This window comes from Pectobacterium aroidearum, from assembly GCF_015689195.1.
Lineage (GTDB): Bacteria > Pseudomonadota > Gammaproteobacteria > Enterobacterales > Enterobacteriaceae > Pectobacterium > Pectobacterium aroidearum.
Window position 1 is genome coordinate 810,366 of record NZ_CP065044.1, and the last position, 14,966, is coordinate 825,331.

Here is a 14,966-nt window from a genome sequence, read left to right on the forward strand (position 1 = left end):
ACAGCCTGTTTGCTACTAGCACTCTGGATGACATCAGAATGCGCGCTGGTAAGGCAAAATACCTGAACGCAGCATTTTTTCAGAACCCAGACTGTAATTGCTGCTTAAACCACGTAATTCGATATTAAACGACACTTTGTTGTCGTATTCGCTGCTGCGGCTGGCGCTGTTCCAGTCGGTAATTTTACGTTCATAACCAACGCTCACGGCCCAACAGCAGGTATTGTACTGTAGGCCAATGAGCTGGTTTGCCGGCTGATTGGCTTTGGTATCGTAATAATAAGCGCCTACCACGGCCCAGCGTTCGACAATCGGCCAGCTCGCGGTGACGCCAACCTGTGAAATACCTTGCTGAGAACCCTGATTTGTTACGTTAGGCAACATATCGCGAATATATTCTGGGCTCGCGTAACGATAGTTCAACTGCACCAGACGTTCCGCATCACGGCGGTATTCTAACACGGCGTCGCCCAGTGCGACTTCGTTCAGACGGTTGTCATACTGCAGACCCCCGCGAATACCCCATCTGTCATCGATTTTCAGGAAAGTGTCACCAGCCCACACCTGGCTGCCGTTATTATCGCTTTTATCGAGTGACGTATTGCGGTCGCCGGTACGCGGACGATCAAAGTAATAGATTTGACCAATAGAAGCGTTAAAACGTTCAACCAACGCATCATCATAAATACGTGTGGTGACACCGGTCGCAATCTGATTGGCAGAGGCGATGCGATCCAGACCGCTGTAGCTGCGATCGCGGAACAGACCGGAGTAGTCGGTTTGCATCAGCGTGGAGTCATAGGTATGGATCCCGCTCTGATCGCGATAAGGGACGTATAGATACTGTGCACGAGGCTCCAGCGTCTGGGTATAGGCTTGCGACCAGTCCATTTCGCGTTCAAAAACCATTTTGCCATCCACTTTATACTGCGGCATGACACGGTTCACGGAACTCTGGAGCGCGTTTTTATTCACGTCGCTCACGGTAGGATCGGCACGATAGCGATCCAGATTGTCCTGCTGATAGTGCGTCGCTAATAGTTTGGCTTCGGTATTCAGGCTGGCCCAGCGGTTTGCCAGCGGAAGATTTAATGTTGGCTCAACGTGCAGGCGCGTCGCTTCTGGTCGGTTGTCGTTAACGTTGGTAAATTTTACCGCCTGACCATAAAGGTGCATATCAACCGGGCCGATATCATTCTGGTAATAATTGATATCGAGCTGCGGCTCAGCACGGTAGACATCGCGACTGGTCGCGTTGGAAAACACCTGGAACTGTCTGGTGGATACGGTGGCGTTCCAGTTTTGGTTCGCGTAACCCGCACTGAATTTTTGGGTGACGTAGCCATCAGTGGTTGAACCGTAATTCGAGTCCAGATCGGTGAAGTAACGGTCGTCGCTGACTTTTGTGTAGTCCGCGTTAAAACGCCATACCTGATCCATCACGCCGCTATGACCCCAGTGGAACAACCAACGGGTATCGTTATCGTCTTGCGGTGAGATTTTGGCGTATTCACGGTCACTAGGCAGCCAGTCGAACTGAACAACGCCAAGACCCGGTGTGGTCAGGTAGCGGAATTCGTTCTGCCACTGCATACCGCGTTTGGTTTGCAGGTGTGGTGTGATCGTGGCGTCAAAATTAGGTGCGATGTTCCAATAATAGGGTGTCAGCAGTTCAAAGCCATTGCTGCTACCATATTTGGCATTGGGGATCAGGAAACCAGAGCGTCGTTTATCGCCGATAGGAAGCTGTAAATACGGGCTATAGAACACAGGTACGCCAGCAATCTTGAAACGCGCGTTCCAGATTTCAGCAACCTGCTCTTCTCTGTCTTGAATCACTTCCGAACCGACGACACTCCAGCTATTATCTCCCGGCAGACAGGAAGTGAAGGAGCCGTTTTCCAGAATGGTGTAGCGATTGCTGTCACGCATTTTCATTTTGTCGGCGGAACCACGTCCTTGACGGCCTACCATCTGATAGTCGCCTTCATAGACGTCGGTATCTTTGGTGTTCAGGTTGGCCCAGGCTTTAGGGCCTTTCAGGATAACCTGATTGTCATCGTAGTGGACATTTCCCGTCGCAGTAATGGTTCGCGTGGGCGTGCTGCCCTGCGTTGCCGGATCCAACTGGTTCAGTTCCACCTGCTCGGCAGTCATGACGCTGTTGCCCTGCTGGATGTTAACATTACCGCTGAATTTGGCGCTGTCTGGGTAGTTGGCTTCGGTTTTATCGGCCTGAATATTGACCGGCAGCTGATTGGGATCGCCAGTGACCAGTGGTCTGTTGTACGTGGGTACACCCAGCATGCACTGTTCAGCGAGATCGGCCAGCGCGTGCTGGCTGTAAAGCGCCGACCAAACCAGAGTGGCCAGCAGAGTTGGGAAACTTTTTTTCATACGTGGTATCAGGTGTTCCGTCATCAGGGGCATCATGCCGGCAAACGGTCAGAGACTATATCACTCGTTAGCGTTGCGCCAGTGTTAAATCCCCACCGCCTATACGCACCGCCGTTAGGTGCAAAGATAAATGACAGGTATGATAAAGCAATTTTTGGCTGACGGCATGAGGATTTGAGGAGTATATGCGGTATTGGGGAAAGTTGCTGGGGTTAGCGCTGGGAATCGTCTCAAGCGCTGGCATCTGGGGAATGATCATGGGCTTACTGATGGGGCATTGGATTGACAAAGCCCGGGCATCGCGTCGCCGTGATTATTTTTCGGCCCAGTCTACCCGCCAGTCATTGTTCTTTCTCACCACCTTTCAGGCTATGGGGCACCTGACCAAATCCAAAGGTCGGGTGACGGAAGCCGATATCAAGATCGCGACCAAAATGATGGATCGCCTTGAGCTGTTTGGTGAGGCCAGAACCGCTGCTCAGCAGGCTTTCCGCGAAGGCAAGGCCGGTCATTTCCCTCTGCGCATAAAATTACGCAAGCTGCGCGATGCCTGCCTGGGACGTTTTGATTTAATTAAGATGTTTCTGGAAATCCAGCTTCAGGTCGCGTTTGTTGATGGCGTTTTGCACCCGAATGAGCGACGTGTGTTGTACGTGATTGCCGATGAACTGGGCGTGACGCGTGAACAGTTTGAATTTTTTATACGAAATATGGAAAGCTCCTCGGGGCAACAGTCCCGGCAGAATCAGTCACGACAGAACGGTAAATCGCATCAGCGTCGTAATAATGGCTATTCCAACGGTCACTCTTATGGCGGTCAGCGTCCTGCGTCACCGCCGCGCGGGCCAACGGTCGAAAGCGCCTGTCGTACGCTGGGCGTGCGTAGCAACGATGATGCCGCGACGATTAAGCGGGCTTACCGTAAACTCATGAGTGAGCATCATCCCGATAAGCTGGTCGCCAAGAAGCTTTCACCGAGGATGATGGAGATGGCCAAGCGCAAAGCGCAGGATATTCAGGCGGCCTATGAACTGTTGAAAAGCGCGAATCAGACAAAATAATCCACACCTTCCTCTTCTTTTTGCTTCCCTGCTTTACCACTCAGCTAAATCTGCTTTGCAAATACCGTCGGCGCGTTTGCCTCAGAAATCCGCTTCGCAACGAAAGTGCATCGGGGTATTGAACGCTGGGTGCGTAATTGCCAGTTCTTGTGCGTGCAGTAACAGGCGGGGCGCCATCGCTTTAGCATCAGGATGCGCATAAAAGCCATCGCCGAGGATTGGGTGGCCGAGTGCCAGCAGATGGACGCGCAATTGATGGGAGCGACCGGTAATCGGCATCAGCTTGACGCGCGTTGTTCCGTCATCGTCACGCGAGAGTACCTGATACTCCGTCTGTGCCGCTTTGCCTGTTTCAAAGCAGACTTTCTGTTTTGGCCGATTCGGCCAGTCACAGATCAGCGGCAGATCGATGACGCCTTCATCCTGCTCCATATGCCCCCAGACGCGGGCAAGGTAGGATTTCTTCGGTTCGCGCTCGCGAAACTGGCGCTTTAATTCGCGCTCAGCGGCTTTCGTGAGTGCGACGGCAATCACGCCGCTGGTCGCCATATCCAAACGATGAACGGATTCGGCCGTTGGATAGTCAGCCTGAATGCGGCTCATGACGCTGTCTTTGTGTTCTGGCGCACGGCCGGGAACCGACAGCAGACCGCTGGGTTTATTCACCACCATGATATGCTGATCCTGGTAAAGAATATGCAACCAGGGATCGGTAGGCGGATTATAGGGTTCCATCGGAGCACCTTTCAGGCAACGTATAATGTGTGATATTAGGGAGAACACGGGGGATGAGGTTCCCGCAGGGAGACTTCGCCCCGTGGTAGGCCCGTGTATCTCGATTTTGCAAACAACATGTCGTTATCGCAGCGGTATAGCATTATGCCTATACCGCTGTTAGAAACGCTTACTGATGCGTTACCACGACCAGACGGATCGCATCCAGACGCCAGTTGGCTTCGTGCAGGTTACTCAGCACCTGCTCACGCTGGTTTTCCAGCGCGGTCAGCTCATCTTCACGAATGTTAGGGTTGACGGCTTTCAGCGCTTCCAGACGTTCCAGCTCGCGGCGCAATTGTAGGTCAGCCTGCTCCTGCGCTTCGGTAATGAGCTGGCGTGCCTGCGCTTCAACTAATGCTTCCGCCTGCTGTAGCATGGCGTGGACGTCTGCTTGTACCGCATTCACCAGCTTGCTGGACGTATGCCGATTTACCGCGTTGAGCTGGCGGTTGAAGCTCTCAAATTCAACCTGTGCCGCCAGATTAGTCCCTTTACGATCCATGAGCAGGCGAACTGGCGTTGGCGGCAGGAAGCGGGTCAACTGCAGGTGCTTAGGCGCCTGTGCTTCTACAACGTAAACCAGTTCAGCCAGCAGCGTACCGACCGGCAGGGCTTTATTTTTCAGCAGCGACACTGCACAGCTTCCGGTATCACCGGACAGCACCAGATCGAGCCCGTTACGGATGAGCGGGTGTTCCCAACTGATAAACTGCGCATCTTCGCGGGAAAGTGCCTGATCGCGATCGAAAGTGATCGTACAACCGTCCTGCGGCAGGCCAGGGAAATCCGGCACCAGCATATGATCGGATGGCGTCAGGATGATCAGGTTATCGCTGCGATCTTCCTGATTGATGCCAACAATATCAAACAGATTCAGCGCGAATGTCACCAGATTGACGTCATTATCCTGCTCGGCGATGGCCTGCGCCAACAGCTGAGCCTGTTCGCCACCGTTAGAATGCATTTCCAGCAGACGATCGCGGCCTTGTTCAAGTTGCTGTTTCAGGTTGTCGTGCTGTTGGCGGCAGGTGTGAATAAATTCATCCAGTCCTTGCTGTTCACCAACAGTCGTCAGTCGCTCGATCAGCTGCGCATGGTGCGCATCATAGATGGTGCGGCCTGTCGGGCAGGTGTGCTCAAACGCATCCAACCCTTCGTGATACCAGCGCACCAGCATGGCCTGCGCGGTATTTTCCAGATACGGCACCAGAATCTGAATTTCTTTTGCCTGCCCGATACGATCCAGACGGCCGATACGCTGTTCCAGCAGATCGGGGTTGAACGGCAGATCGAACATCACTAAGTGGCTGGCAAACTGGAAGTTGCGGCCTTCGGAGCCGATCTCTGAACAGATCAGCACCTGGGCGCCTTCTTCTTCGGAAGCAAAATAGGCGGCGGCGCGGTCACGCTCCAGAATCGACAGTCCTTCATGGAAGACGGCGGCGCGGATCGCTTCACGCGTGCGCAGCACTTGCTCCAGCTGTAGCGCCGTGGCGGCCTGCGCACAGATCACCAGCACTTTTTCATCTCGGTTGGCGGTCAGGTAATTCAGTAACCATTCCACGCGCGGGTCGAAGTTCCACCAGGTGGCATCATCCCCTTCGAGCTGTTGATAAATCTGTTCCGGGTACAGCATGTCGCGGGCGCGGACTTCCAGCGTCTTATTCGCGTTCATAATGCCGGATACTTTAATGGCCGTTTGGTACTGTGACGGCAGCGGCAGGCGGATTTGATGCAGGATACGCTGCGGGAAACCTTTAACCCCCTGACGCGTGTTACGGAACAACACGCGGCTGGTGCCGTGGCGATCCATCAGCATGGCGATCAGTTCCTGACGCGCCTTCTGATTGTCATCGCTGTCGCTATTGATGGCTTTCAGCAGCGGCTCGATGTCCTGCTCGCCCAAGAGATCGCTCAGCGCATTCAGTTCAGCAGTCTGGGCTTTCTCGCCCGCTAACAGCAACGTGACGGCATCGGCGACCGGGCGATACTGCTGCTGCTCGGCAAGGAATTCCTGATAGTCGTGGAAACGGTTGGGATCGAGCAGGCGTAAACGTGCAAAGTGACTCTGTTGACCAAGCTGTTCCGGCGTTGCGGTTAACAGCAGAACAGCTGGCGTGGCGCGTGCCAGCGTTTCAACGGCCTGATATTCTGCGCTGGGACTCTCTTCGCTCCAGACCAGATGGTGGGCTTCATCGACTACCAGCAGATCCCAATCGGCGTTGACGAGCTGTGCAAAACGCTGGGCGTTGCGCTGCACAAATCCCAGTGAACAAATCACCAACTGTTCGGTTTCGAACGGATTACTGCTATCCAGCTTGGCTTCGGCATAGCGCTCGTCGTCAAACAGCGAGAACAGCAGGTTAAAGCGGCGCAGCATTTCGACCAGCCACTGATGTTGCAGGGTTTCCGGTACGATAATCAGCACGCGACTGGCTCGACCCGCCAGCAACTGCTGGTGGATGATCATACCGGCTTCAATGGTTTTCCCCAGACCGACTTCGTCCGCCAGCAACACGCGTGGAGCATGACGTTGGCCGACTTCATGAGCGATATGAAGCTGATGAGGGATGAGGCTGGCACGCATGCCGCGCAAACCGCCCCATTGTTGCAGCGCCTGCTCGTTCTGATGCTTGCGGGCGCGATAGCGCAGGGCGAAGCGATCCATACGATCAATCTGTCCGGCGAACAGGCGATCTTGTGGTTTATTGAACGTCAGTTTGCTGTCCAAAAAGACTTCACGCAGTTCCGCCGATGTTTCATCGTCCAGACGTTGGCCGCAATACACCAGCAACCCTTTTTCTTCTCGCACGTCATCAACTTTGAGCTGCCAGCCTTCATGGCTGGTGACGGTATCGCCGGGGTTGAACATCACGCGGGTGATGGGGGCGTCGCTGCGGGAATAAAGTCGGTTTTCACCGCTGGCAGGGAAAAGCAGCGTTATCATTCGCGTATCGACGGCAACAACCGTTCCCAGTCCAAGTTCGCTTTCCGTATCGCTGATCCAGCGCTGACCAAGTGTAAAAGGCATAAATTCTTAGCTCGATTTTCGTCTGTGTCGGGGGAATGTCTGATTACATTATCGGGTGTCGATAATGCTGCTGATGCAAATTCAGAAAGGGCGTTATGGTAATGGATGACGGTGCGTTCGTCACCCCTCAAACTTGCTGTACCGCGAATTAACACCTTTCATTTAAAAACAGGAATACACGTCATTTAAAAACAGGAAGGCGCATCATTTAAAACAGGCCCATCTGGCCTGTTACCAGTGTAGCAAAGTCATCATGCAGGAAAGGAAGAATGGCGTCCGCGACCGGCTGGAGCTGGCGTTCGACATAGTGCTGATAATCCAGCGGCGAATGTCGGGTTTCCAGCGGTTCGGGGCCGTTGACGGTCATCACATAGCTGATCCAGCCACCGTTTTGGTATTGCAGCGGTCGGCCTTGCTGACGGTTATAGTCATCGGCGATTTTTGCGGCTCTGGCGTGTGGCGGCACGTTACGCTGGTAGTCATCGAGCTGACGACGCAGCCGCTTACGATAGATCAGCAGATCGTCGAACTCTCCGTTCAGGGTGCGATCGACATAATCCCGCAGCCACTCCTGATAAGGCCGTTGCTGAAAAATCAGCAGATAGAGCTGTTGTTGAAACTGCTGCGCTAGCGGTGTCCAGTCGGTCCGCACGGTTTCCAGCCCTTTGAACACCATTTTCTCGCCTTGTGGTGTGTCGATAAGCCCGGCGTAGCGTTTTTTGCTGCCTTGTTCGGCACCGCGAATGGTTGGCATCAGGAAACGGCGGAAATGGGTTTCAAACTCCAGCTCCAGTGCGCTGGTTAACTGCTGAGTGTCGTGCAGATGCTGTGTCCACCACTGGTTAACGTGCTGCACCAGCGCGTTGCCAATCGTTGTGGCTTCCTCTTCGCTATGTGCGTGTTTAAGCCAGACGAACGTGGAATCGGTATCGCCATAAATGACCTGATAGCCTTGTGCCTCGATAAGCTCGCGCGTTTTACGCATGATTTCATGGCCGCGTAAGGTGATGGAGGACGCGAGACGCGGATCGAAGAAGCGACAGCCCGTTGCACCCAGCACCCCGTAAAAGGCATTCATGATGATCTTCAATGCCTGCGACAGTGGCTTGTTGTGGGTGCGCTTCGCGGCTTCGCGCCCCTGCCAGATTTGTTCGACAATCGCAGGCAGGCAGTGCTGTTCGCGCGAGAACCACGCGCCGCGAAAGCCGGGGACGGCGTGCTGCGCGTCTGGATTTTGCGTTCCCACCGCCAGCCCGACCGGATCGATCAGGAACGTGCGGATGATGGAAGGGTAGAGGCTCTTGTAATCCAGCACGAGCACCGAATCATACAGGCCGGGGCGCGAATCCATCACAAACCCGCCGGGGCTGGCTTCAAGCGCGACGTCGCCCAGATTCGGGGCGACATAACCCATGCGATGCATGCGCGGTAAATAAAGGTGGGAAAATGCCGCGACGGAACCGCCGCTGCGGTCGGCCGCCAGACCGGTGACGCTGGCACGCTCCAGTAAGAACGGCAGCAGTTCGGTTTTAGCGAAAATACGTGTGACCAGTTCGCAGTCCTGCAGGTTATAGCGCGCGAGTGCGGGCTTATCTTCGGCAAAGCGACGGTCTATTTCGTCCATGCGCTGATAGGGCGTGTCGATGGCTTTGCCTTCCCCCAGCAGCGACTGTGCGACAAATTCCAGACTAAACGAAGCAAAATTCCACGTCGCGGATTTGAGCGCTTCAATACCGTCAATAATCAGGCGACCGGTGGCGCGGGCAAAGAAATGCCCCTGCTTAAAGCCGTGCTCCCGCCATTCCAGCGCTTGGCCGTTGCGCCCCAGATTGAGCGGAATGTTGTAGCGCTCGGCATGTTTCTGTAAGACGCGCAGGTCAAATTGCACCAGATTCCAGCCAATGATGGCATCGGGATCGTGCTGCTGCATCCAGACATTCAGCTTTTCCAGCAGTTGCGGGCGGCTGGAGACGTACTCCAGCGTAAAATCCTCGTGTTCGGCAGGCGTGCCGTTCGGCGGGCCGAGCATGTAAACCTGGCGCTGTCCGCAGCCTTCCAGTCCAATGCAGTAAAGCTCGCCGTGGCGGTTGGTTTCGATATCCAGCGACACCAGTTTGAGCGTCGGGCGGTAATCGGGGTTAGGTTTCATACGGACGTCCGTCAGCAGGCCATCTGACGTGGGCGTACCGCTGAACCACACGGGCGCGGTGATAAAGCGCTCCATCAGAAAACGTTCCGTCGGGCGAATATCCGCTTCGTAAACCTGAACGTCGCCTTCACGCAGCAATTTTTCCAGCCGCAGTAGCTGCCGATATTGTGGGCAATACAGCCCCAGCAGCGGCTGATGGTGGAAATCCTGCATGGCGAGCGGTTTTAACTGCCAGCGTTTCTCCTGCTGTAAAAGCGTTCTTGCACGGGCTTCTTGCTGCGCGGGAATAAAGGCAACGGCCTGCTGTGGCGGCAGGCGTGCCAGCAGCGGCCCCTCATCGGTGGCCAACCAGAATTCAACCTGCGTGCCAGCTGGCGTGTCATTCCAGTGGCGGGTCAGTAGAAACCCCTGACGAACCTGAGTCACTAAGCGGCCTTTTATAGCGAGCGGGATAAGAAAGGATAGTGGGGTTAAGTATGGTTATTTATACAGGTGATGTCCAGCGACATCACCGATGATAAGAGAAGAGGAATTTGGATTACTGCTCGTTGCCGGAGGCAGACACCACGCGGTTGCGGCCTTCCTGCTTGGCTTGATACAGGGCTTCATCCGCCAGCTTAAAGGTACGCTCGATCGACGTATCGTTGGCACCCGGTTCCCACAGAGCAACGCCTAATGAGATGGTGATATTGCCCACGACAGGAATGGTTGACTCCTCCATGCGCAGCCGTAGCCGTTCAGCAATGCTGAGTGCGACATCGAGACTGGTTTCCGGCAGGAGGATCAAAAATTCTTCACCGCCGCTGCGGCACAGAATGTCGGAATCGCGTGAGCTGGTGCGAATAAGCTGTGAAAGATAGCGAATGACGTTGTCGCCTATATCATGACCGTAGGTGTCATTGATGCGTTTGAAGCGATCGATATCCAGAGCGATGACGGCAAAGCTTTTCTGCCCCATTTGCCAGTAGCGGAGGACGCTGTCCAACCCACGGCGGTTGAGCAGGTCGGTCATGGGATCTGAGTGCGCCTCAGAACGTAACTTACCGATTTTGCGCTGGAGTAGATCGATACCCAGCAGCATGGCCTGCTTGAGCTGTGAAGCCTCGAAATACCAGGAGTGGATATTTCTGATGTCGTCGGAGACATCCGTCGCATCCATCTTGTTGGCGCTGCGTGCCAGCAGCCACAGCGGCTGGGCGATGAGACGGGCAAGCAGCCAGACGCAGAATATGGTTAACAGCGCGAGTGGAAGCGTGTGGCGCAGCACGTTCAGCATCAGGCCATCTAACGGTTTCAGCGTAATGTCGGTTGGCCGGAGCGCCACGATCTGCCACTGTGAGGTAGACTCAACGGCATAGCCCGCTAACATCTTCTCACCCAGATAGTTCAGCATGTGCTGGCTACCGTTATGCTCATGTTGTGCGTCGATCTGTAGATTGTTGGTCTCTGTTTTACCAATCCGTTCCATATCGCGGTGGTACAGCATTCTTTTGTTCTTATCGGTGACATAAATATAAGAACCGTCACGGTAGTAGTGTTTGTCTAATAGCGCATTGAGAACGCTGGGCTGCTTAAGATAGATCGATCCACCAATAAACCCTTTATAGCGCCCATCTCGGGTGAAGATCGGCGACGATATCAACACGATTAAATTGTTGGCTGCGGATACATAGGGCTGGCTGATAAGAGGCTGTTTTTCTCTCAAGGCTTCAAGCACGCCGTCTGTGGTCAGGCTTCTTCCGATTAACTGGAACGTATCGGGTGACGTGGCTCTGACGATGCCTTTTTCATCTGCGATAACGACCGAGTTGAAATTGCTGGTCTGTAGCCGCAGGCGGTCTGCTTCTTTAAGCAGGCTGACCTTATCATCCATCTGAGTGGCGACGATATTGGCGCTGTAGGCTAACTGCTGTTGAGATTCCTTAAAGAAGGAATGGGTCATGGCCGCGAGTTTGGTGGCGTAAACACGGTTGGCTTCCAGCGTGTTATCAATCAGCAGCTCTCGTTGGACGCGATAACTGGCATAAAAACTGTTTGCCAGTGTTACCACAGCGCTCGCCACTGCCAAGAGTAGGATAAGACGTCGTAATCCGAAATGGTTGAGGAGTTTAAAAAACATAGTGGCAGTGTGGCACAGTGGCAAAAAATGACCGCTATCATAAGTGTTGGCGCTTGCTGGTGCAAAAGAATTGAACAGAAAACTGTATTACTGAAGTGGTGCTAACGGCTTGAATTGAAAAATGATATTGCTTGTGTCTTTATGACGGGAATAGTTGATATTTATCAAAAAGTACACGTTTTCTGTACCTGAAAACCGGAATCGTTTCAACGCAGGATAGATAAATCGCGCTACATATTTTCAGCCTGATATTGCAAGGTGTTGTGCGGGTAAACAGGAATCCCATCGCCTGAGAGACGGAACCAGACGGCAATTCGGCGTGCTCGATTTTTGTATTAACCCGAATCGGCCGATGGGGCGAAATCAGGAGTTGACGGCTTCTGCTATGATCCAGACAATCCTTGTTTTTATTCAATACGGGTAGGTTTTATGGAAGCGTGGCTGGATCATCTGGTTACTCAATCGTTAGCGTATTCACTGATCGCCGTCATGCTGGTTGCCTTTCTGGAATCTTTGGCTCTGGTAGGGCTGTTGTTGCCGGGGACGGTGATGATGGCAACGCTGGGGGCGCTGATCGGCAGCGGACAGATGGGGCTTTACCCGGCGTGGGCGGCCGGGATTATCGGGTGCCTGCTCGGGGACTGGATTTCCTATTTTATTGGCATGCGCTTTAAAGCACCGCTGCATAACTGGTCTTTCCTGAAAAAGTACCAGTCGTTACTGAGTAAAACCGAATATGCGCTGTATCAGCACCCGATGCCGACGATACTGATCGGGCGCTTTGTTGGCCCGACGCGCCCGCTCATTCCGATGGTGGCGGGGATGCTGGGGCTACCGCCTTATAAATTTGCTGTACCGAATATCATCGGCTGCCTGCTGTGGCCACCGGCCTATTTCTTACCCGGTATTTTGGCTGGCGTTGCGATTGATATTCCCGCCGGGACGAACAGTGCAGGGTTTAAGTGGCTGCTGCTGATAACCGCTGTCGTGGTGTGGGTGGCAGGTTGGCTAAACTGGCGCTGGTGGCGCAGTGATAAGCGTAAGCATCGTGACTGGTTTAGCAGAAAGCTGCCGCTCAGACGTCTGCGCTGGGGCGCACCCGTGGTGTCCGTGGCGGCGGTAGTATCGCTGGTCATGCTGATTCAGCACCCGCTGATGCCGGTTTATCGTCATCTGCTATGGCAGGTGTTGAACGGGTGAGGTGGGGCAGGCCGGGACAGACCCGGCCACGCCAGCTAGCAGTAAAACTCGGCGACTTGCTCGAAAATACGCATTTCTTCACCGTGACGACGTACCTGAAGGACGTCCTCCAGTTTTTCCACCTGACTGATCATCTGTGGTAGTCGATGGTCATCTTTGACCAGTAGCCAGATGCGGCTTTCTTCACCGTTGGCCAGCGGCATACACAGAATGCCTTCCACGTTAAATGCCCGGCGGGCAAACAGGCCGCAAACGTGTGACATGACGCCGGGATGGTTGCGCACAGAGAGTTCTAGCGTGACCTGATTTGAAGTTGGTTGAGTTGACGAAGTTAGTTGAGTTGACATAGTCATTAATCTCCGATCATATCGATGTTCGCTGCGCCCGGTGGCACGATGGGTAACACTTTTTCATTGGCGTCAATCAGTACATGGATCAGCGCAGGACCCGGCTGATTGAGTGCTTCTTGCAGGGCGGCTTGCGGATCGGCTGCTGCATTCAGATCGCAGGTTGCAAAGCCGAAACCTGCGGCAATCGCGAGGAAATTGGTACTGTAACGGTAATCGGCAGCGAAGATGCGCTGCTGGAAAAACATATCCTGCTGCTGGTGAACCAGACCGAGTGACTGGTTGTTCATCAGGACGATTTTTACGTTGAGCCCTTCTTCTGCCGCAGTTGCCATTTCCTGAATGTTCATCATCAGGCTGCCATCACCCGAGAAGCACACTACGGTGCGTTCCGGCTCGGCCAGCGCAGCGCCAATCGCCGCAGGCAGGCCAAAGCCCATCGTGCCAAATCCGCCGGATGTCAGCCATTGGCGCGGACGACGCAGCGGATAAGATTGAGCCACCCACATCTGATGCTGGCCGACATCAGTGGTGATGATCGCATCATCCGTCAGCGCCCGCGCCGTGGCCTGCACCAGACCATAATGGCTTAAAGGATCGTCAGCATTTGGCATGCTGAACGGAAATTCCTGTTGCAGCCCGCTAACGGTGGCGCGCCACACGTCACGCTGTTGCGGTGTAATATGCGGCAGCAACTGGTCCAGCGCCTGCGCGACATCCGCGTTGATCGCCACATGTGGCTGACGGATCTTGCCCAACTCGGCGGGATCGATATCGATGTGAATGATGCTGGCCCGCGGGCAAAACTGTTCTGCTTTACCAATCGCACGATCGTCAAAACGCGCACCCAGCACAATTAACAAATCTGCCTGCTGTAAGATCAGATTGGTTGATCGTGCGGCGTGCATACCCAGCATGCCGAGCGACAGGGGATGATCGACGGGCATGGCACCCAGCGCCATCAGCGTCATGGTGGTTGGCAGGCTGGAGCGTTCCGCCAGTTGAACCGCCTGTGCGTGTGCGGCGCTGCTAATGATCCCACCGCCCAGATAGAGAACCGGACGCTGAGCCGCGTTAATCATGGCTGCAGCTCGCTCGATCTCCTGCTGCGCGATGGTGGGCGGCGTATCGAGAGGAAAGACGTCCGGCAGTTCGCTCAGCTCAATGGTTGCGTTCTGAATGTCTTTTGGAATATCGATCCACACCGGGCCGGGACGACCCGACTGCGCGATGCGAAACGCTTCTGGGATCACGCGCGGCAGTTCGCTGATGTCGCGAACCAGATAGTTATGTTTGGTGACGGGAATGGAGATGCCATACGTGTCAACTTCCTGAAACGCATCGGTGCCGATCATGCTGGAAGGCACCTGGCCGGTGATACACACCAGCGGGATCGAATCCAGTTTGGCATCGGCGATGGCAGTGAGCAGGTTGGTCGCCCCCGGGCCACTGGATGCCATGCAAACGGCGGCGCGACCGCTGGCGCGCGCCATGCCTTGTGCCATAAATCCCGCCCCTTGCTCGTGGCGAGCCAGAACGTGACGAATAGTCTTACTTTGACCCAGAGCATCATATAACGGCAGAGCCGCGCCGCCGGGAATGCCCGCTACGGTGGTGATGCCCTGCTGTTCGAGCAGCCGAACAATTAACTGAGCGCCTGTATAACGCATGCTTACATCCTTCATCAGGGCCGGTGCGGTGTCGGAGCGGGGAGGGTAAAAACAAGAAACCCCGCTCGGCTGGCGCCGGCGGGGTTTGAGAATCTTCGATTCGGAACCCGTTACGGCGCGCTGCCGACGACGACGACCACGACTGCCACGCGCACGACGACGACCGCGTCAACATGCGCGGTGCTTAGTAGTGCTGAAGTGGAAGAAGAGTAGTG

At 54.6% G+C, this 14,966-nt stretch carries 9 protein-coding genes; 2 read left to right on the plus strand and 7 right to left on the minus strand.

Features of this window, described 5'->3' with window-relative positions:
• Window positions 1–33: 33 nt before the first annotated feature.
• Window positions 34–2,397 carry an LPS assembly protein LptD gene (gene lptD / locus I2D83_RS03640; protein WP_241007269.1) on the minus strand — a complete coding sequence of 788 codons (2,364 nt, stop codon included), beginning with the start codon at window positions 2,395–2,397 and terminating at the stop codon, window positions 34–36.
• Window positions 2,398–2,582: 185 nt separating this feature from the next.
• Between lptD and djlA the strand changes: the two genes are divergently transcribed.
• Window positions 2,583–3,458 (plus strand): co-chaperone DjlA, encoded by an 876-nt coding sequence (gene djlA / locus I2D83_RS03645; RefSeq protein ID WP_015841762.1) that lies wholly within the window; start codon window positions 2,583–2,585, stop codon window positions 3,456–3,458.
• Window positions 3,459–3,539: 81 nt separating this feature from the next.
• Here the strand turns inward: djlA and rluA are convergent, their stop codons facing one another.
• From rluA to I2D83_RS03665, 4 genes are all read right to left on the minus strand, one after another.
• Window positions 3,540–4,193, minus strand: coding sequence for a bifunctional tRNA pseudouridine(32) synthase/23S rRNA pseudouridine(746) synthase RluA (gene rluA, locus I2D83_RS03650; RefSeq protein ID WP_180741505.1), 654 nt, complete (start codon window positions 4,191–4,193; stop codon window positions 3,540–3,542).
• Window positions 4,194–4,362: 169 nt separating this feature from the next.
• A complete protein-coding gene (rapA, locus tag I2D83_RS03655; RefSeq protein WP_181829344.1) occupies window positions 4,363–7,266 on the minus strand; it encodes an RNA polymerase-associated protein RapA in 2,904 nt (967 codons plus the stop codon).
• Window positions 7,267–7,474: 208 nt separating this feature from the next.
• Window positions 7,475–9,841 (minus strand): DNA polymerase II, encoded by a 2,367-nt coding sequence (locus I2D83_RS03660; protein WP_205947554.1) that lies wholly within the window; start codon window positions 9,839–9,841, stop codon window positions 7,475–7,477.
• A gap of 112 nt (window positions 9,842–9,953) precedes the next feature.
• Window positions 9,954–11,534 (minus strand): sensor domain-containing diguanylate cyclase, encoded by a 1,581-nt coding sequence (locus I2D83_RS03665; RefSeq protein ID WP_194431108.1) that lies wholly within the window; start codon window positions 11,532–11,534, stop codon window positions 9,954–9,956.
• A 429-nt stretch (window positions 11,535–11,963) separates the two neighbouring features.
• Between I2D83_RS03665 and I2D83_RS03670 the strand changes: the two genes are divergently transcribed.
• On the plus strand, window positions 11,964–12,734 hold the full coding sequence (locus I2D83_RS03670; RefSeq protein WP_181845837.1) for a DedA family protein: 771 nt from the start codon (window positions 11,964–11,966) through the stop codon (window positions 12,732–12,734).
• A 35-nt stretch (window positions 12,735–12,769) separates the two neighbouring features.
• Here the strand turns inward: I2D83_RS03670 and ilvN are convergent, their stop codons facing one another.
• The gene (gene ilvN / locus I2D83_RS03675; RefSeq protein WP_015841756.1) at window positions 12,770–13,081 is read right to left on the minus strand and encodes an acetolactate synthase small subunit; all 312 of its coding nucleotides are present in this window, start codon (window positions 13,079–13,081) and stop codon (window positions 12,770–12,772) included.
• Between the two features lie 5 nt (window positions 13,082–13,086).
• Entirely contained in the window at window positions 13,087–14,751 is a 1,665-nt protein-coding gene (gene ilvB / locus I2D83_RS03680; RefSeq protein WP_205947555.1) for an acetolactate synthase large subunit, read from the minus strand.
• Window positions 14,752–14,966 lie beyond the last annotated feature (215 nt).